Source organism: Rhizobium sp. 268 (assembly GCF_036571585.1).
In the GTDB taxonomy this organism is placed as follows: Bacteria; Pseudomonadota; Alphaproteobacteria; order Rhizobiales; family Rhizobiaceae; genus Rhizobium; species Rhizobium redzepovicii.
In genome coordinates, this window is sequence record NZ_JAPPSO010000002.1 from 457,455 (window position 1) to 475,920 (window position 18,466).

21 protein-coding genes are annotated in these 18,466 nt (G+C 62.5%); 18 read left to right on the forward strand and 3 right to left on the reverse strand.

The window, feature by feature from the left end:
- Positions 1-4 precede the first annotated feature (4 nt).
- Complete coding sequence (locus OS035_RS05550) at positions 5-724, reverse strand: GntR family transcriptional regulator (RefSeq protein WP_003592247.1); 720 nt, start codon at positions 722-724, stop codon at positions 5-7.
- Between the two features lie 201 nt (positions 725-925).
- Between OS035_RS05550 and OS035_RS05555 the strand changes: the two genes are divergently transcribed.
- The 10 genes from OS035_RS05555 to OS035_RS05600 all read left to right on the forward strand — a co-directional run bounded on the left by OS035_RS05555 (position 926) and on the right by OS035_RS05600 (position 10,251).
- The gene (locus OS035_RS05555) at positions 926-1,756 is read left to right on the forward strand and encodes a substrate-binding periplasmic protein (protein WP_131710634.1); all 831 of its coding nucleotides are present in this window, start codon (positions 926-928) and stop codon (positions 1,754-1,756) included.
- A gap of 62 nt (positions 1,757-1,818) precedes the next feature.
- A complete protein-coding gene (locus tag OS035_RS05560; RefSeq protein WP_131710635.1) occupies positions 1,819-2,601 on the forward strand; it encodes an amino acid ABC transporter ATP-binding protein in 783 nt (260 codons plus the stop codon).
- A gap of 9 nt (positions 2,602-2,610) precedes the next feature.
- Positions 2,611-3,273: an amino acid ABC transporter permease gene (locus OS035_RS05565; protein WP_097624331.1), complete on the forward strand. Its 663-nt coding sequence runs from the start codon at positions 2,611-2,613 to the stop codon at positions 3,271-3,273.
- A gap of 12 nt (positions 3,274-3,285) precedes the next feature.
- On the forward strand, positions 3,286-3,951 hold the full coding sequence (locus OS035_RS05570) for an amino acid ABC transporter permease (protein ID WP_131710680.1): 666 nt from the start codon (positions 3,286-3,288) through the stop codon (positions 3,949-3,951).
- Between the two features lie 29 nt (positions 3,952-3,980).
- Entirely contained in the window at positions 3,981-4,859 is an 879-nt protein-coding gene (locus OS035_RS05575; RefSeq protein WP_222135108.1) for a dihydrodipicolinate synthase family protein, read from the forward strand.
- Between the two features lie 58 nt (positions 4,860-4,917).
- On the forward strand, positions 4,918-6,156 hold the full coding sequence (locus OS035_RS05580) for an NAD(P)/FAD-dependent oxidoreductase (protein WP_222135107.1): 1,239 nt from the start codon (positions 4,918-4,920) through the stop codon (positions 6,154-6,156).
- A gap of 34 nt (positions 6,157-6,190) precedes the next feature.
- A complete protein-coding gene (locus tag OS035_RS05585; RefSeq protein ID WP_331813441.1) occupies positions 6,191-7,681 on the forward strand; it encodes an aldehyde dehydrogenase family protein in 1,491 nt (496 codons plus the stop codon).
- Positions 7,678-8,712, forward strand: coding sequence for a proline racemase family protein (locus OS035_RS05590; protein ID WP_331813442.1), 1,035 nt, complete (start codon positions 7,678-7,680; stop codon positions 8,710-8,712). The genes OS035_RS05585 and OS035_RS05590 overlap by 4 nt, the downstream gene beginning before the upstream one ends.
- 9 nt (positions 8,713-8,721) lie before the next feature.
- Positions 8,722-9,486 carry an SDR family NAD(P)-dependent oxidoreductase gene (locus OS035_RS05595; RefSeq protein ID WP_097624335.1) on the forward strand — a complete coding sequence of 255 codons (765 nt, stop codon included), beginning with the start codon at positions 8,722-8,724 and terminating at the stop codon, positions 9,484-9,486.
- 9 nt (positions 9,487-9,495) lie between these two features.
- Entirely contained in the window at positions 9,496-10,251 is a 756-nt protein-coding gene (locus tag OS035_RS05600; RefSeq protein ID WP_331813443.1) for an SDR family NAD(P)-dependent oxidoreductase, read from the forward strand.
- 12 nt (positions 10,252-10,263) lie between these two features.
- On the opposite strand, the gene OS035_RS05605 is transcribed toward OS035_RS05600, so the two are convergent.
- Positions 10,264-11,259 carry a LacI family DNA-binding transcriptional regulator gene (locus tag OS035_RS05605; protein WP_331813444.1) on the reverse strand — a complete coding sequence of 332 codons (996 nt, stop codon included), beginning with the start codon at positions 11,257-11,259 and terminating at the stop codon, positions 10,264-10,266.
- A 305-nt stretch (positions 11,260-11,564) separates the two neighbouring features.
- Here OS035_RS05605 and OS035_RS05610 point away from each other — a divergent pair, with 305 nt between their 5' ends.
- From OS035_RS05610 to OS035_RS05635, 6 genes are all read left to right on the forward strand, one after another.
- Positions 11,565-12,359 carry a TIM barrel protein gene (locus OS035_RS05610; protein WP_131710641.1) on the forward strand — a complete coding sequence of 265 codons (795 nt, stop codon included), beginning with the start codon at positions 11,565-11,567 and terminating at the stop codon, positions 12,357-12,359.
- Positions 12,360-12,385: 26 nt separating this feature from the next.
- On the forward strand, positions 12,386-13,405 hold the full coding sequence (locus OS035_RS05615; protein WP_131710642.1) for a Gfo/Idh/MocA family oxidoreductase: 1,020 nt from the start codon (positions 12,386-12,388) through the stop codon (positions 13,403-13,405).
- Positions 13,406-13,460: 55 nt separating this feature from the next.
- Positions 13,461-13,787, forward strand: a complete 327-nt coding sequence (locus OS035_RS05620) for a MurR/RpiR family transcriptional regulator (RefSeq protein ID WP_331813445.1) — start codon at positions 13,461-13,463, stop codon at positions 13,785-13,787.
- Between the two features lie 113 nt (positions 13,788-13,900).
- Positions 13,901-14,140, forward strand: coding sequence for a hypothetical protein (locus OS035_RS05625; protein WP_331813446.1), 240 nt, complete (start codon positions 13,901-13,903; stop codon positions 14,138-14,140).
- Complete coding sequence (locus OS035_RS05630; RefSeq protein ID WP_331813447.1) at positions 14,140-14,271, forward strand: hypothetical protein; 132 nt, start codon at positions 14,140-14,142, stop codon at positions 14,269-14,271. Before OS035_RS05625 ends, OS035_RS05630 begins: the two co-directional genes overlap by 1 nt.
- A 182-nt stretch (positions 14,272-14,453) precedes the next feature.
- Positions 14,454-15,131, forward strand: coding sequence for a GntR family transcriptional regulator (locus OS035_RS05635; protein WP_331813448.1), 678 nt, complete (start codon positions 14,454-14,456; stop codon positions 15,129-15,131).
- A gap of 27 nt (positions 15,132-15,158) precedes the next feature.
- Here the strand turns inward: OS035_RS05635 and OS035_RS05640 are convergent, their stop codons facing one another.
- Positions 15,159-16,160, reverse strand: coding sequence for an Ldh family oxidoreductase (locus tag OS035_RS05640; protein WP_331813449.1), 1,002 nt, complete (start codon positions 16,158-16,160; stop codon positions 15,159-15,161).
- Between the two features lie 280 nt (positions 16,161-16,440).
- On the opposite strand from OS035_RS05640, the gene OS035_RS05645 reads away from it, so the two are divergent.
- Together OS035_RS05645 and OS035_RS05650 are read left to right on the forward strand one after the other, a co-directional pair.
- Positions 16,441-17,493 (forward strand): proline racemase family protein, encoded by a 1,053-nt coding sequence (locus OS035_RS05645; RefSeq protein ID WP_331813450.1) that lies wholly within the window; start codon positions 16,441-16,443, stop codon positions 17,491-17,493.
- Positions 17,494-17,600: 107 nt separating this feature from the next.
- Positions 17,601-18,449 (forward strand): hypothetical protein, encoded by an 849-nt coding sequence (locus OS035_RS05650; protein ID WP_097624343.1) that lies wholly within the window; start codon positions 17,601-17,603, stop codon positions 18,447-18,449.
- Positions 18,450-18,466: the final 17 nt, after the last annotated feature.

Sequence of the window (18,466 nt, forward strand, 5' to 3'; positions counted from 1 at the left end):
GCTGTTACTCCGCAGCCCGCAACGGCCCCAACGCGACATCCGTCGTGTAGTTCTCGCGCATGAAGTTGATGAAATTGTCTTGGAATTGGCGCGTATGGGCATGGGCGAGCTCATCGGCGAGCTCGACGTTCTTGTCCCTGATGGCATCGAGCATCAGCGTGTGCTCGTCGGTCAGCAGATAGCCCTCATGGGTCCGCTCCAGATATTCGAAATGCAGGTGGAGCATGCGCTGTCCCTGCGACAGCAATTTCTCGTAGAAGGAGGCGAGGTACTGATTTTTTCCGGCATGGGCGATCGCCATGTGGAATTCCTTGTTGGCCTCCGACATGGCGAGATGATTGCCGGTTTTAACCGCCGCTTCGAAGATCTTCAGCCGCTTGGCGATGGTCTTGAGGTCGGCCTCGGTCCGGAGCGCTGCGGCAAGCCGCGTATTCATTCGCTGCGCGATGTCGAGCGCCTCGACATATTTGGGAAAGGTCGCGACTTCGATCGGCGCGACGATCGTGCTGCGGTTGGAAAGCGTCACTACCAACTCGTCGGCGCCGAGCCGGATCAGCGCTTCACGCACTGGCGAGCGCGACATGTCGAAGCGTTCGGCAAGCGTCATCTCGTCGAGAAGCTGACCGGGCGGCAAAGCAAGCGACAAAATCTCGTTGCGGAGCGTTTCGTAAACGCTCTTCCAGCCGGTCCCGCGGATGCGTTTCACTTCCGATTCATCAGACACTTAAGTCCCTTTCTCCAGGCGCGGATCCCATTGGGCCAGAAAAACAGCGTGTCGGCAATGTAATTTTTCCGCTTGACTTTGTCGACACGCTGTTGACATGCTCTATCCAGTCGACACGCAGCCGACAAGAAAACAATAGAAACGGCCGGAGCCGACGAGTGGAACCGCGCGCTTTCGCGCACAGCAAAAGAGGAATGCCCAATGCTTTCTTTGATAACGTCCGCCTTGCGGGCGCTGCCCGTGCTCGCCCTGATGGCAGGTCTTTCCGCAACCGCCGCACACGCCCAGACCACTGACGGATATTGGCAGGGCGTGCAGAAGACAGGCACGTTGCGCTGCGGCGCGGCCGTTGCGCCGCCTTATGTCATGCGCGATCCGGCGACGGGCGAGTACACCGGCTTCTTCGCCGATCTCTGCAAGGAATTTGCCGACGTCCTCAAGGTGAAGCCTGAATTCGTCGATACCACCTGGGACAATATCGTTGCCGGTCTGCAGGCGGGCAAATGGGATCTGTCGCTGGCGCTCAACCGGACACCAACTCGCGCCATGGCCGTGCAGTTCTCGATCCCGGCGATGGAGTACCAGATCTCGCTCGCCTACAATAAAAACAATCCGAAGATTACCACCGGTGCCGCTTCGGTGGCCGATATTGACAAATCAGGCGTGACGCTCGCCGTCATGTCCGGCACGGCGCAGGACAAAGCCATTTCCGCTGCGGTGAAGAACGCCACGATCATGCGCCTTCCCGGCAATGACGAGACCCGGCTGGCGGTCACCTCGAAGCGCGCCGACATCCTGGTCGACGCCTCCGATACCAATCAGCTCTTCACCCAGTCGAACCCGGATTGGGCGGTTGCGCTCAACCCGACGCCGGCTCTTGCCAAGCAGGGTGTCGCTTTCGGTCTGCCACATCAGCTTTCGGCCGCCGATGTCGAAGTGGTCGATATTTTCCTCGAAGAGAAGGTCGCCACCGGTCACGTCGATGAGCTGATCCGCAAGGCGGTCGACGACGTGCTCAAGGGCGCAAAGTAACCTCGCCGGGCCGGTGCGGGGATCGCGCCGGCCCTTCCAGCTTCGATCATCGGAGATTGGCCATGACCACGTCCTTCAGCCTTCCCCTCGTGAAAATGCAGGCGCTCCACAAAAGCTATGGCAACGGAGCAATCCAGGTGCTGAAAGGCATCGACATTGAAATGACGCGCGGCGAACGCGTCGTCGTCATCGGTCCGAGCGGCGGCGGCAAGAGCACGCTACTCAGGGTGATGATGGGCCTGGAGCAGATCGACAGCGGCTCGGTCAGATTCGACGGCAAGGCCTATATTTCTTCCGATGGCGGTGCCAGGAAGACCCAGATCGACACCAATGTCCGCCGCTCGATCGGCATGGTCTTTCAGCACTACACGCTGTTTCCACATCTGAGCGTCATTCAGAACCTGATCCTCGCACCCTGCAAAGTGCGCGGAGAAAGCAAGTCGAAGGCGACCGCTCGCGCCCAGGCTCTGCTCGAGCGCTTCGGGCTCGGCGCCAAGGCCAATGCCTATCCGGCACAGCTTTCCGGCGGCCAGAAGCAGCGCGTCGCCGTCGCCCGCGCATTGATGCTCGATCCGAAGCTGATGCTGTTCGACGAGGTTACCTCGGCGCTCGATCCGGAACTCGTGAGCGAGGTGGAGCAGGTGATCCTGCAGCTCGCCGCCCAGGACATGCCGATGATGATCGTCACCCACGACATGTGGTTCGCCAAGAACATCGCCTCGCGCGTCATCTTCTGCGCCGGCGGCGTGGTCGTCGAGGACGGCCCGCCCGAGCAGGTGCTCGGCGCTCCGCGCGAGGAACGCACCAAGGAATTCATCGACCGCGTCTTCCACATCAAACAGTAGGAGGCACAGATGAACTACACGTTCGATTTCAACGCCGTCTCCATCGCTCCGCTGCTGCAGGGGCTGTGGGTTTCGCTGCAGCTGACAGCGGCTGCGAACGCCCTCGGCATCGTCCTGGGCTTCGGACTGGCGCTGCTGATCATGAGCCCGATCAAGATCGTGCGGCTGCCGTTCATGCTGTTCGTCGAATTCTTCCGCTGCACGCCGGCGATCGTCCAGATCGTCTGGATATTCTACTGCGTGCCGATGCTGTTCGACGTCTTCCTCGACCCGATGACGATGGGCATCATGGCCCTCGGGCTCAATCTGATGGCGTTCAATGCCGAGGCCTACCGGGCATCCATCCAGGCGGTGCCGCGCGAGCAGCTCGATGCCGGCATCGCGCTCGGTCTCAATCCGCTGCAGCGGGTGCTCTACATCGTCTTCCCGACGGCGTTCCGTGCCTCGATCCCGGTGCTTTTGACCAACGGCATCGTCATTTTCCAGCAGAGCGCGCTGGTCGCGATCGTGGCGATCCAGGACCTGATGTACCAGGGCAAGACTCTGGCGACGGAGACCTATCGCCCGATCGAGACCTTCACGGTCGTGGCACTCATCTATTTCGCCGTGTCCTTCCCGATAACCCAGATCGTCGGCCTGCTCGAACGCCGCCGCCAGATCCTCGTCAGCTAGGAGGCCAGCATGATGACGCTCGACTTCTCGATCCTGCCGCGCTTCGAGCACGCACTGCTGCTCGGTCTCTGGATGACGATCAAACTGACGGTCATCTGCATCGTGCTTGGATGCTCTCTCGGCTTCCTCGTCGGCCTTGCCCGCGCATCCGGCAATCTGGCGCTTCGAGCGGTCTCCGGCGCCTATGTCGAATTCTTCCGCGGTACGCCGGTCCTGATCCAGCTTTTCTGGATATTCTTCTGCCTGCCGCTCATCCTCGGCGTCGAGCTTTCGAACCTGGCCTCCGGCGTCATCGCGCTGACACTTTATATGGGCGCAATCACCAGCGAGACCTTCCGCGCCAGCCTCAAATCCATCGGCCGCGAGCAGTTGGATGCCTGCGTCGCACTCGGCCTGCCGCGCAGCGCCCAGGTCGTCAACGTCGTGCTGCCGCAGGCGGTGCTGCGGGCCATCCCGACGCTGCTGTCGAACTGCGTCAGCCTCTTCAAGGAGAGCGCGCTCGTTTCCGCCGTCGGCATGGCGGACCTGATGTTCGTCGGCCAGAACATCTCGAACAACACGGCCCGCCCGGTCGAAGTGCTGACGGTCGTCGCGCTGATCTACTTCGCCATTGCCTTCCCACTGACGCGGGCGGTTTCCCTCATCGAGGGACGCATCCTCAAGAAGCTCGCAATCTGAAAACGTCATTCCCAGGACAGGAGAATCCCATGAAACTTTCCGGCGTCATGCCCGCCCTCATCACACCCTTCGACGCGAGCAACAAGATTGACTTCAAGGCGTTCGAAAAGCTTCTGACACATCTGCGTGAGGCAGGCGTCACCGGCTGGGTTCCGAATGGGTCCACAGGTGAATATTTCAGCCAATCCAGGGAAGAGCGCCGTGACGTGCTGCAGTTCGTCAAGGAGTTTGCCAGGCCGGGCGAAATTCTGATCGCCGGCACCAATGCGCCGGCGACCCGCGAGGTGGTCGAGCAGACGGCGATGACACGCGACATCGGCTATGACACGGTCCTGCTGGCGCCGCCATTCTATACCCGTCCGACGCAGGCGGAGCTCATCAAGCACTACGAAGCCGTGCTCGGTGCCGTCGATGTGAACCTCGTGCTCTATTCCTATCCGGCCAAGGATGGTTCGGACATCAGCTTCGAGCTGATGGATCATTTTGCCGATAATCCGCGGGTGATCGGCATCAAAGAAAGCTCGGGCGTTTTGCAGCGCGCCATCGACATCGCCAGCCGCTATGAGGGCAAGCTCCAGCTCGTCAGCGGCTCGGACGATATCGCGCTCGATTTCATGTTCTGGGGCGCGGAAAGCTGGATCTGCGGTCCGTCCAACTGCATGGCCAAGGCGTGCTGCGATCTCGACCGAACCTACAAGGCGGGAGATCTCAGCAAAGCCCGCGAGATGATGAAGACCCTCTATCGGGCGATGAACATCCTGGAGAGCGGCAAGTTCGTGCAGAAGATCAAATATGGCTGCGAGCTGCAGGGCTTGTCCGTGGGGACGTGCCGCGCGCCGCTCGGCGAGCTGACCTCGGAGGAAAAGGCCGAGTTCAGGGCGGCGATGGAGCCGATCCTCAACTGGTAGCAGGAACAGGCCGGGGCGGCCGAACCGCCCCGGGATCTCTGAATTTACGAGGTTCGCCGTGTCATCCATCGTGATCGTCGGCGCTGGCATTATCGGCGCCACCATCGCCTATGAACTCCAGCGCCGGGGAAACGACGTCACCCTGATCGACAGGGCTGCCCCCGGCATGGGCGCCTCCTACGGCAATATGGCGAGCATCGCCGTCACCGAATTCATGCCGGCTTCGCGTCCCGGCATCTGGGCGCAGATGCCGAAATGGCTGCTCGACCCGGAGGGGCCGGTGCGCATCCGGCCCGCCTATCTGCCGAAACTGGTGCCGTGGTTCCTGAGGTTCCTCGCCGCCAGCCGCCCCTCAAAATTGAGGGAGCTGGAAGCGGCCGGCGCCGTGCTCTGCGGCCGCGTCTATGAAGACCTTGACGTGCTGCTCAAGGAGACCGGTCTTGCGCATATGCTGACGGCCGAGGGCTGCCTCAGCCTCTATACTGACGACGCCGAATTCAGGGCGGATCGCGAACATATCGATATTCTGGAGCGTTTCGGCTTCCGGCACGAAATCCTCGGCGGCAACGCCATCCGGGATCTCGAGCCGGCCTTGACCGCTAGGATTGGCAAGGCGGTACTCTTTCCCGACAATCGGTCGATCACCGATCCGTACAAACTCGTCGCCGCCCTCATCGAAAAATTCCAGGCGCTCGGCGGCCGGATCGTCGAGGCCGACGTCGCAGGCTTCGAGCAAAGCGAGGCCGGCGTCTCGGCTCTGCGTCTGGCGGACGGGCGCACCCTTGCGGCGGAGAAGGTGGTGCTCGCGGCCGGTGCCTTCACCGCCCGACTTTCCGCGCTGCTGCGTGAACATATCCCGCTCGAAACCGAGCGCGGCTACCACACGCAGATCATGGAGCCCGGCATTTCGATGCGCCATTCGATCATCTGGCCGGCGCGCGCCTTCATGGTGACGCCGACGGCGGGCGGCATCCGCGTCGGCGGCACGGTCGAAATGGCCGGCCTCGACGCCCCGCCGGATTACCGGCGCGCAAAGATCCTGGTGAAGCGGGCACAGGAAGCATTGCCGGAGCTGAAGGCCGAAGGGGTGACGGAGTGGATGGGGCATCGCCCGGCACTGCCCGATACCGTGCCGGTCATGGGACTGTCCGCCAAGCACCGCAACGTTTGGTACGCGACCGGCCATGGGCATCTCGGCCTGACCTATGCCGCCACGACCGGCCGGTTGATGGCCGATCTCGTTACGGGCGTTGAACCGCCCGTGGACATGAAACCCTATCGCGTCGACCGCTTCTGAGCGCGGCGCCGACGCAAGGCAAAAGGGAGTGAACATGCGAAGCGAACTCTACATTGATGGACAGTGGGTGAAGCCGGTCAAGGGCGGCGTCTGCACGGTGACGAACCCGGCAACGGAAGAGGTGATCCAGACGATCGGCGCCGCAACGGCCGAGGATGTCGACCTTGCCGTCAAGGCAGCGCGCCGGGCCTTCGACAAGGACGGCTGGCCGAAGTTGACGGGCGCCCAGCGCGCCCGATATCTCCGGGCCATCGCAGATGGCATCCGCGCCCGCCAGGCCGAGATCGCCCGCCTCGAGGTCCTCGACAACGGCAAGCCGTTCCCCGAGGCCGATTGGGACGTAGCCGACGCCGCCGGCTGCTTCGATTTCTACGCGGGTCTCGCCGAACAGCTCGACAACAATCCCGAGGAGACGATCGCGCTTCCCGATCAGCGCTTTACCTCCAAGGCGGTACGCGAGCCGCTCGGTGTCGCCGGCGCGATTATCCCCTGGAACTATCCGCTGCTGATGGCGGCATGGAAAGTCGCCCCGGCACTGGCCGCCGGCTGCACGGTGGTGCTGAAGCCCGCCGAGCTGACATCGCTGACGGCGCTTGAACTGGCGGTGGTTGCCGACAAAGCTGGGCTGCCGCCCGGCGTGCTCAATATCTTGACCGGCGCCGGGTCGGTCGCCGGCCAGGCGATCATCGATCACAAGCAGGTCGACAAGCTCGCCTTTACCGGCTCGGGGCCGGTCGGCTCGAAGATCATGGCGGCGGCCGCCCGCGACATCAAGCGGGTCAGCCTCGAACTCGGCGGCAAGTCGCCCTTCGTCGTCTTCGAGGACGCCGATATCGACAAGGCTGTCGAATGGATCATGTTCGGCATTTTCTGGAACCAGGGTCAGGTCTGCTCGGCAACGTCGCGGGTCCTCGTGCAGGACACCATCTACGAGCGGCTGCTCGCACGACTGATCGAGGAGACGAAGAAGATCAAGATCGGCAACGGTCTCGACGAGGGCGTTCTCCTTGGGCCGCTGGTTTCCAAGCGCCAGCACGAGCAGGTTGTTGCCGCGATCGAAGCGGCGCGGCAGGCCGGTGCGACGGTCGCCTGCGGTGGAGCCCGCCCGGAAGGATTCGACAAGGGCTATTATCTCCAGCCGACCGTTCTGACCGATGTTCCGCTCGACAGCGCCGCCTGGGTGGAGGAGATCTTCGGGCCTGTCGTCTGCATCCGGCCGTTCAGGACCGAGGAAGAGGCGATCGAGCTCGCCAATGATTCCCGTTTCGGCCTCGCCGCCGCTGTCATGTCGAAGGACGACATCAGGGCCGAGCGCGTTGCCGCCGCCTTCCGCGCCGGCATCGTCTGGATCAATTGCTCGCAGCCGACCTTCACCGAGGCGCCCTGGGGCGGCTACAAGGAATCCGGCATCGGCCGCGAACTTGGCCGCTGGGGCCTCGACAACTATCTCGAGACCAAGCAGATCACCCGCTTCGTCGGCGAGGATCCCTGGGGCTGGTACATCAAGCCGGAGGCGGCCGAATGAACTGGAACCGCAGCCTCGACCTGCTGCAGGTCCACTGCCAGGGCGAGATCGGCAAGGTTATCGTCGCAGGCGCGCCCGAAATACCGGGCGCGACCATGCTCGACAAGATGAACCACATCAACACGGTGGACGACAGCCTGCGCCGCTTTGTCACCTTCGAGCCGCGCGCCAACGTTGCCATGTCGGTGAACCTGCTGGTCGAGCCGACCCGCGCCGACGCCGATGCCGGCTTCATCGTGTTGCAGGCCGACCGCGCCCACCCGATGTCCGGCAGCAACTGCATCTGCGTCGTCACCGCACTGCTCGAAAGCGGCCGGGTGCCGATGTCGGAGCCGGAGACGGGGGTGCGGCTGGACACGCCCGCCGGCCTGATCGTCGCGCGCGCCACCTGCCGCGACGGCCGCTGCCTTTCGGTCAGCCTCGACAATGTGCCGAGTTTTGCCGAGGCGCTCGACAGTGAGGTGGAGACGCCGAAATGGGGCCGCATCAAGGTCGATGTCGCCTTCGGCGGCGTCTATTACGCGCTTGTTGATGTCGACCAGCTCGGCCTCGATATCGCTCCGGCCAATGCCCGGCTGCTGGCAGAGGCCGGCATCGAGCTCAAGTCGCTCCTTGCCGGGCAGGTCTCTGTCGCCCATCCCGTTTTAACCGGCGTCAACGAGATCGCCTATGTGATGTTCCGCGGGCACGAGGCTGACGGGGCGGTCAGGACCTGCACGACGCTGCAGCCCGGCCGCGTCGACCGCTCGCCCTGCGGAACCGGCAGCTCGGCCAATCTGGCGACGCTCTATGCCCGTGGCGAAGTCTCGGTCGGAGACTTGAGAACGTCCCGGTCGATCATCGGCGGCGAGTTTCTGGCGGAGGCGATCGGCGAAACCGAGGTGGGCGGCCGCCGCGCCGTGTTGCCGAGAATAACCGGCCGCGCCTATGTCTATGGCCGCGAGCAGCTGCGTATGTCCGACGACGATCCCTTCGCCGCGGGCTTTGCGCTCTCTGATACATGGGGGCCGCAGGTCGGCCTGCTCGGATAGGAGCCCGCAATGTCTTACCTTCAACCTCTGGCCGGCCAGACTGTCCTCGTCACCGGGGCATCCGGCGGAATCGGCGCAGCCATCGTCGAGCGCCTTTCGGCCGAAGGCGCGCGACCGGTCATCCATTACGGCCGCGACAGGCAACGTGCGGAAGCCCTGCTCTGCAAGCTTGGCGGAAACGGCCTGATCGTTCAGGCCGACCTCTCCCGTCCGGACGGCGCCTTCGCGCTTTGGGGCGATGCGCTTTCGGCGGCGGGGCGGATCCATGCCGTCGTCAACAATGCCGGGGTCCGCAACGAGATTTCGATCGATGCCGATCCGGCCGATTGGCGGGCAGCCTGGCAGAAAGAGTTTCAGGTGAATTTCTTTGCCGCGGCCGATCTCTGCAAAGAGGCGCTCGTGCATTTCAAGCAGCATGACGGCGGGCGGATCGTCAATATGGCCAGCCGCGCCGGTCAGCGCGGGTACGCCGCCGACGCCATGCCTTATGGGGCGACGAAGGCGGCGCTCACCAATCTCACAAAGTCGATCGCGAGGAGCTTCGGTCGCGACGGAGTGGTCGCCGTCTCCGTCGCGCCGGGATGGGTGCGCACCGATATGGCCGAGGATTTCGTGGCAAGGCACGGCAAGGAGGCGGCGGTTGGCGATATTCCGATCGGCGCGATGGCCGAGCCGGGCGAGATCGCCGAGCTGGTCGCCTTCCTGCTTCGTCCGTCGCAGGCATCGGTCAACGGCGCGACATTCGACGTCAATGGCGGCAGCTACATCAGATAGGAGAACGGGATGAAGAGATTTCATGGCAAGGTCGCGGTCGTGACCGGTGGCGGCGGTGGCATCGGCTCCGCCATATCGAAGAGGTTGGCCGAGGAAGGCGCGCTGGTGGTGGTGACCGATGCCAACGCCCAGGCCGCAGGCGAAGTCGCGTCGCTCATCGAGGCGGCGGGCGGATCGGCGACCGCCATTGCGACCGACATCTCCCGCAAGCCGGAATGTGTGGAACTTATCGAAAAAGCCTTTGCGATCAAGGGGCGGCTGGATGTGCTGGTCAACAATGCCGGCATCAACCGGCGCGGCAATCTGCTGGCGCTCTCGGATGAAGACTGGCAGCTGAGTTTCGCGGTCAATCTGGATTCGATGTTCCATCTCTGCCGCGCGGCCCTGCCGCATATGATCGCCGCCGGTGGCGGCGCGATCATCAACACGGCCTCGCAATGGGGGCTTTACCCCGCGCCGAACCATATCGCGTACAACACCACGAAGGCGGCCGTTGCCGCCTTCACCCAGAACCTCGCCCGCGACTATGCGCCGGACAAGGTGCGCGTCAACGCCGTGTGCCCCGGCGAAATTCGTACGCCGATGCTCGAAGCCGGCGTCAAGCGCTCCGGCCGGACGATCGCCGAACTCGACAGGCTCGTTCCCTACGGCCGCATCGGCCGTCCGGAAGAGGTCGCGGCCCTCGTCGCGTTCCTCGCCTCTGACGAGGCCGCATTCATGTGCGGCTCTTTGGTGGAGATCACCGGCGCGCAGGCCGTATCATAGCGCCCCGGACGACTATGTCGAACTTCGGACGACGAGCCGGCCCGGCAGCGTCACAGTCTCCGGTTCGACGGCGCCCTTAATCATGCTGACGACAGCCCGCACCATCTCTTCCCTGGGTTGTTCGTAGGTTGTCAGTCCGTATCCGTATGATCCGCCGAGTTCGTAATTGTCGAAGCCGACGATAGCGATGTCCTCGGGAATCTTCAGTCCGAAGTTTCCGCGAATCTCGTCCATTGCTCCCAGTGCGAGAATGTCGTTTTCGCACATCAGGACATCCACCCGCATTTTCGCCGGCGTGCTCGCGAGATATGCCCGGACGGACGCCGCACCCGCGTCCGCACTGTACCTGTCTGCGGAAAGAAGTGAGATGTTTTGGATGCTGTGCTGGGCCCAGAACTCGAGGTAATGCTGACGTCGCCTCAGCGCCGTCGAGAGAGCGGCGGCCCCACTCATGAAACCGGGTCGCCGATAGCCTCGTTCATAAAGGTGACGGACGATGTCCCGAAGCGCCAGTTCGGCGTCGCATACCACGGCTGGGACGCCGTCGATCTGGCTGTCTCGAGCCAGAACGAACATGGGAGGCATTCCATGGCCGAGCTGCAGGTCGGTCAGCGTCTCATCGCGGAACGCGGTACCGAAGAGAATGATGGCGTCGACCTGACGCTGGTCGGCATGGAGCAGCGCGTTCACATGGTCGAAGTGATTGTTGATGTTGATGAGCATCGCAACCAGCCCAGCCGCCTGTAGCTGCTCCGTCAAGGTTTCGAGGAAAGGGAGTTTTTGCGGGTTGGCAAAATCGTCGACGAACACCGCCACCTGGCGCGTCGAGTTGGTCGCGAGACTGCGCGCCAAAAGGTTCGGCGTGTAGTTGAGCGCGGCTGCCATCTCCAGCACCTTCCGCTTACTCTCCTCGGTGATGGACGCGCCGGGTGTGAAGGCCCTGATGACCGTCCACTTCGATACTCCTGCGGCCTCCGCCACCTGTTTTGCCGTTGCCCGCTTGCGCATTACGCCTCCCGAAGAAAATAGAATAAACATTCCATTTTCTGATTCCGGTGAAATGAATGCTTGCTTTTAGCTTATTCCTGCATATGATGCACCTGCTTTGCACCCGGTAGCAAGCGTTTTGCACCCGGTAGTATTCGTTTTGTCCGTTCCTGTGGAGGGGACGGTTGGAGGAGGAAAGGAACTTCAGTCGATCTCCGAGGAGCTTGGCGGAACGATTTGACGCTCTCGTCAAAAAAGCGAATTCGGTCCAGCACCTGCGTGCCGGACCACGGACACTCATACCCATGATCAGGGAAGAACCCGCAATGAGCAATTCCATCTCATCCCCCTTTCCATTGGCGGCTTGCGCCGAAATGCTCTGGCGCGATCGGCCCATCGAATGGCGTGCCTCACGGCTCAAGGAACTGGGTTTCGGCGTCGGTCTCTGGAACTGGCCGGAACATGACATTCGCAAGCTGGAGGCGACCGGCGCCACTTTCACCATCATGAACGGCTATCTCACTGGCCGGCTCACCGACGACGAGGGCGCGGATGAACTTCTGAGGACGGCGCGCCAAACTGCTGAGATCGGCAAGCGCCTCGGCGTTCAGCGGCTGAACCTTCACGGCACCGGTCTTGGCGACCGCGGCCTTCCTGTTCAGCCGATAGAGGTCGTTACGGGGGCGATGTGGATGAAGGCGCGCGACACGTTGCGCAGGATCGTCGACTTGGCGGAGGATGAGAATGTCGTCTTCACTCTCGAGAATTTGAACCTGCCGGTCGACCACCCAGGTGTGCCGTTCGGGCGCGCGGAGGACACGATGGCGCTCGTTTCCAGCATCGACCATCCCCGTCTTCGCCTGAACCTTGATCTCTATCACGCCCAGATCGGCGAAGGGAACCTGATCGAGCTGTGCCGCAGGTGCTTGCCATGGATTGGCGAGATCCAGGTCGCCGACGTGCCGGGACGCTGCGAACCCGGCACGGGCGAGGTCAACTGGAAAGGGGTCGCCAAAGCGCTGACGACGATGGGCTACGCCGGTCCCGTCGGCTTGGAAGCCTGGGCTGCCGGCGATTCCGACGCCGCGCTCGAAGCCTTCCGCTCAGCATTCACCCTCTGACGTTTCAATCCTACAGGACCCGAACCATGCCCAAGATCAAGTCCGTCAACGTCGGCCTTATCGGCGCCGGCCGCATCGGCTCCTTCCATGGCCAATCCATCGCCCGCCGGCTGGTGGACGCGGAACTTGTCGCCATCGCAGATCCGGCGCCGGGCACCGCAGCGAAGCTCGCAGAGACGCTCGGTGTGGACGCCGCATATGCTGAGGTATCAGAACTCCTTGCCCATCCGGGGCTCGATGCGGTGGTTATCGCCACCCCCGCGCGGTTCCATACAAATGTGCTGGTGCAGGCTGCCGAAGCCGGCAAGGCGATCTTCTGCGAGAAGCCGATGGCCCTGACCCTTGAAGATGCGGACCGGGCGATTGCCGCGGCCCATTCGGCCGGCGTGCCGCTCCAGGTCGGGTTCAACCGGCGCTGGGACCAAGCCTTTGCCGAGGGTCGCGCCGCCATCGACGCCGGCAAGATCGGCGCCCCGCAGCTCATCCGCTCCCTGACGCGCGATCCAGGCCCCTTCGGCGCAGATCCCGACCGCATCCCACAGTGGACCATTTTCTACGAGACGCTCATTCACGACTTCGACACCCTGCTTTGGCTCAATGCCAGCGCCAAGCCGGTCGAGGTTTTCGCGATGGCCGACGCGCTCCTCCGCCCGGATGCAAAGGAGAAGGGCTTCATCGACACCGCAGTGGTCAACATCCGCTTCGACAACGGCTCGGTCGCCGTCGCGGAGGCGAACTTCTCGGCACTTTACGGTTATGACATTCGCGGCGAGGTGTTCGGATCCGGAGGTATGGTCACCATGGGCGACGTCCGGCGGTCGAGTATGACCCTCTTCGACAAGGACGGTGTCTCGAACGATACGTGGCGACGGGACACCGATCACTTCGTCCAGGGGTACACCGCCCAGCTCGCCGCGTTCGTCGACGCCGTGCGCAATGGCGAATTCAAGGATGCTCCGACAGGCATGGATGCGCGCAACGCGTTGATGATCGCGCTCGCCAGCATCGAGTCCGTTTCGAAGAATCGGCCCGTGCTTTTGTCATGAAAGCCGGGATGCGCCGCCGAGCCGGCGCATCCCGCCTCAACAAGGAGCCGACACCATGAGCGCCGAGCGGACATTGCAGAAGCCGAACAGCGTCGCCGAACTGAAGGGCATGATTACGGCAGCCGGGTTGCGACTTCCCGAGCAGCAGGAGCGCGTGGCGCGCAAGATGCTGACACGGCCCGATATCGTCGCCTTCGGAACGATAAGTTCCGTGGCGGGCGAATGCGTGGTGTCCCCTTCCACGGTGGTCCGCGTCGCCAATGCGTTGGGCTTCGACACCTTCAGGGAGCTGAAGTGTTTCTTTCAACAGCATCTGAGATCGATCTCCGGCGCTCCCCGTCCAACCATTTCCAAGACAAGGGCGTCTGCCGCAACGCATTGACGCGCCACAGGGGTTCGCATGAATTCTCTCGATTTCCTGCCCGAAGATGTGCGGCATGCAGTGGCGCTGGCTTCAAGCGTGGCACTCCGGCGAATTGGCGGAACGCCGCGTCGATGACGAAATGGCCGCTGTCGCGGCATGCCGACCTTCTCCATGCGATGGACTGCAAGGTAATGATCTACGGCGAGGTCGCCGTGATGACGCCCGGATCGCCTCTCGACGCGCCCATGTCCCAGCGCCTGATCATGCCGGCAGGCGAAGCAGCGGCCTATGCTTCGCACTTGACCGAATTCTCGAAGCGTCTGGCGGATGAATACGTTCTCCAGCTGGCCTATCATCATCACCTTTGGTGATGCAGACTTTCGACGAGATCTCCCGCCTGTTCGACACGATGGGTCGCAAGGTCGGGCTGCTCCTCGATACCGGCTGTGCCGCGAGGGCGGGATTCGACTACCACGACTGGGCTTTCGGTCAGCAGAAATAGCGGTCGAAAGGGCCGCCCCATCCGCTCGCACGGTAATTCTCGGTGAACGCAAAACCGGCGGCTGGATCCAGAGATTACGGGAGCGCAAGCCGCGGCGTGAAAAAGCTGATCGATCTTGAGGAATGAGATCGTCTACGATATCCCAAGCAGGATCTTCGTCCCGGAAACAAGGAGCTTGGGGAATGCCTTTCAACACCGCTCAGGTGACAAATCTCGGGAAGGCCCCCACAGCCTCGGATGTCATCCTGAAGTTCATCCGCGATTCCATTGCGGATGGATCGCTGGATGAAGGCGAGCCGATCCGTCAGGACGATGTCGCCAGGCTGTTCAACGTCAGCAAGATCCCCGTGCGGGAAGCGCTCAAGCGGCTGGAGGCGGAAGGTCTGGTGGAGTTCCACCGCAACAAGGGCGCGATCGTCACGAGCGTTTCGGAGCCTGAGATTGTCCAGATCTTCGAGGTGCGCGCGATCTTGGAATCGAACGCCATCAAACTCTCGATCCCTCATATGACGGAAGAGACCTTTGAAAAGGCGCTTGGCTATTGCGACGCCTTCGCAGGGGAAACCGATGTCGCCCGGTGGTCGGAATTGAATTGGCGATTCCACAGCCGCCTTTACGAGGACGCGCAACGACCTTTCCTGGTCAACACAATCCGTTCCGTCCACGACCGGCTGGAACGCTATCTCCGGGTGCAGTTGACCCTGTCGCATGGCAAGCAGACGGCGGATCGCGAACATCGCCAGATCCTCGAAGCGTGCCGAGCGCGCGATGAGGAAAAGGCGGCAGGTCTGCTCTACGCCCACATCATGAGCGCCTGCCAATCGCTTCTCGAACATCTTCCGGAAAAGAAGCCCCGTTGAGCGTCATCCCATCGATCGCGGGAAAAGTCAGGTGCCGGCGATCTTTACGACAGCCTCGAAGACGGCGCGCGGCACTTTCAGGCTTTCCGTCGCCGGCCTTGGATATTCGATGCCGCTGACGCCGGGCATGAACACGCCGTGTTGCTGAAGGCGGTCGGCCTGGCGGCGCGCGCGCTCGACAAGGCCATCGTCGGTGCACCCCGGCATCATCGCCACGACGGTCAATCCCACGGCAGGGCTGTCGCTTCCCTCTCTGAACGACGGCGTGTCCAATGACCACGGGCCGCCGGAGAGGCCGGCCGACAGCATTTCCACCATCAGCGCCACATTGGCGCCCTTGCGTCCGCCGAAAGGAAGCAGCGCTCCGCCAAGCGCTCTTGCCGCATCCTGGGTGTCGTTACCGGCTTCGTCGACGGCCCATCCGGCCGGGATGGCGCGTCCCTCGGCTGCGGCGGCGATGATATTGACATAGGCGGTGGCGCTGGAAGCCTGGTCGATGGTGAGCGGCAGCGATCCTTCTCCCAGCGGAAAGCCGAAGGCCATCGGGTTCGTGCTGTAAACGGCTGGGCCGCCGGCTTTGGCGACCACCATGGCATTGGCGTTGGTCGCGGCGATGCCGACGATTCCTTCGCCGGCAAGCCTGCGAACATAGTAGCCCAGTTCTCCCGCGGTATAGCTGTTCTTCTGCGTAAACACGGCGACCCCGAAATTGCGCGTGACCGCGACGAGTTCGTCGAAGACGCGATCGAAACCGAGCTGGGCGATGCCGCGATCGGCATCCGCGACGAAGAAGGCGGGATAAGGACGCGTGCAGCTTGGTTCAGCGCCGCCGTTGATGCGGCCCTCGCGAAAGCTGTTGAGGTAATCCACCATGTGCGGAAACCCGAGTGTCGCAGGTCCGTAGAGTGCGGCGGACAAGGTAGCGTCTACGAGGGATCGGGCGGTGGCTTCCGTTGCGCCGGCTGCCAGGCAGGCCCGTATTGCCAGGGCCTCGGCTTCCGCCAGATTGAGCACGACCTCATCAGACATCTGAAATCTCCGTTCTCGTGTTTCCTTGATCGCCGATGCTTTGAAGACATCCGGCGCGGCCCGGTTCTCGGCCGGTCGGTGTTCCGGCCCATTGAGTTCCTTAGCAACAGTCGCGAGACGCCGAAAGGAATAATGTACATTAGTGTCAACAAGCATGACGTTGGTGATTAACAGGTTCGCGGCTTCGGATAAAAGATATCGTATACGATATTACAAAGAGATGGCCGAGCTGCGGGCCGCTGTCTGACGAAGACGGCAATTTCGCAACGATGGAGAACAAGTGGGATTCAAAAGAACGATCCACGCGGTCGATACGCACGCAGGCACGCCGATGCGCGTGATCACGGGCGGCATTCCGCATATTCCCGGCAATTCCGTCTATGAGAAGATGAAATGGCTGGAGAGCAACGACGATCAGCTGCGCAAGTTGATGCTGCGCGAGCCGCGCGGCTATCACGCCCATTGCTGCAACATCATCGTGCCGCCCTGTCACCCGGAAGCCGATGCCGGCTATATCATCCTCGAGCAAATCGAATATCCGATGATGTCCGGCGGCAATACCATCTCGGTGGTGACGGTGCTTTTGGAAATGGGCATGCTGCCGATGAAGGAGCCCGTCACCGAGCTGGTGCTCGAGGCGCCCGCCGGCCTGATCCGCGTCACGGCGGAATGCAGCAACGGCAAGGCCAAGAACGTGACCTTCAAGAACGTCCCCGCATTTGCCGCCCATCTCGATGCAGTCATCGATGTGCCGCATCTCGGAAAGGTCACCGTCGATGTCGGCTGGGGCGGCATGTTCTATGTCATCGCCGATGTCAGGCAGTTCAAAGGCCTTGAGCTGATCCCCGCACATGGGCGGGAGATCGCGCGCGTTTCCGCGATGATCCGCCAGGCGGCCATCGAACAGTTGCCGGTTGCCCATCCGCATTACCCCGGCGTCGGCATTACGATCTCACAGCTGTCGGGACCGACGGACGATCCGAACGCCGACTGGAAAAATACGGTGACGATGGCGACGGGTGGTCTGTCCTGGGACGATCCCGCTACCTGGACGGGAGCGCTCGATCGCTGCCCCTGCGGCACCGGCACCTGCGCGAAGATGGCGGTTCTGCATGCGAAGAGCGAATTGCCGCTCAACCAGGATTTCCGGCACCAGGGCATTCTGGGCAATATCTATACAGGCAGGCTGGTCGAAGAGGCCCGGATCGGCGACAAATCCGCCGTTGTCCCGACGCTGACCGGCACCAGCTGGATCTCCGGCCTGAATACCCTCGTTCTCGACAATGACGATCCCTTCACGGAAGGGTTCACCCCAGGCGATATCTGGGCCTGAACATCGGCGCGCGGCGGCATCGTCTGGTGACGTCTTTCGTTTCGGATTTCGGATGTTTACAAGGCTGAGGCAGCTCAAAACATTCGACCGGAGGAAAGGAATCGATCGTGAATCTCATGCGTCGCGCGCTGTTAGGGACATTTTGGGCCCTGATCGGCTGGAGGCCGGCATCTGCCAAGGAAGCCGGCTCGGATTCCGGCAAGCAAACGATGCAGGCCGAGGCATCGTCGGTGACGCCTCGGCATGTCCTGTGTTTTCTCGGGCGGGACCCCGACCTGAGCCGCCTGTCCGATGCGGCATCGCAGGCAATCCGTGACTTCGCCACCGGTTTCAGCATCGACGAGGATTATTCGCAGGCCGAGCCTGATGATCGCATGAGCCGGTCATTCGACGTCTGCTGGGATCGGGTCGAACCCGATGCCTGGGATCCGGCGGATGAGAAAGCCGTCGCCGATCATCGATCGGTGCTCTACATCCTTGGGCCGAGCATGAAGCAGGCGGAAACGGTGACGGTTTCGATGCTGGCGCTCCGCCTCGTCGAACGGTTGATCGGCGCGGGAGCGGTTGCCGTGAAGGGTGAAAGCGCCGGGATCGCCCATGGGCTCGATCGATGGAGAGAACTGATCCGGCAGGGAGCCGAGGCGCAGAAATCCGCCGACAGGCTCACCGAGCAGCGGATCGGCCGGCTGGCCTTTGCGAAGCGGCCGCTCTCTGCGCGGGGGTATCTCGAAAGCGTCGGCTTCCATCTTGTCGGGCTGCCGGATGTCTATGTGCCTGACACAGAAGGCAGCGAACGGCAGATTGTCGCCATCATGGATGCAGCCGCCGACGAGATCGCCGAGCAGGGGCTCGAATCGACGCTGAAGGCGCGCCGGGCAAGCCTCTCCTTCAATTCCACTTATGAAGTGGACGAATACAAGTTCAATCCATACGGCATCGTCAGGCTCGGCGGCTGAGAGGCGCAACATCGTGC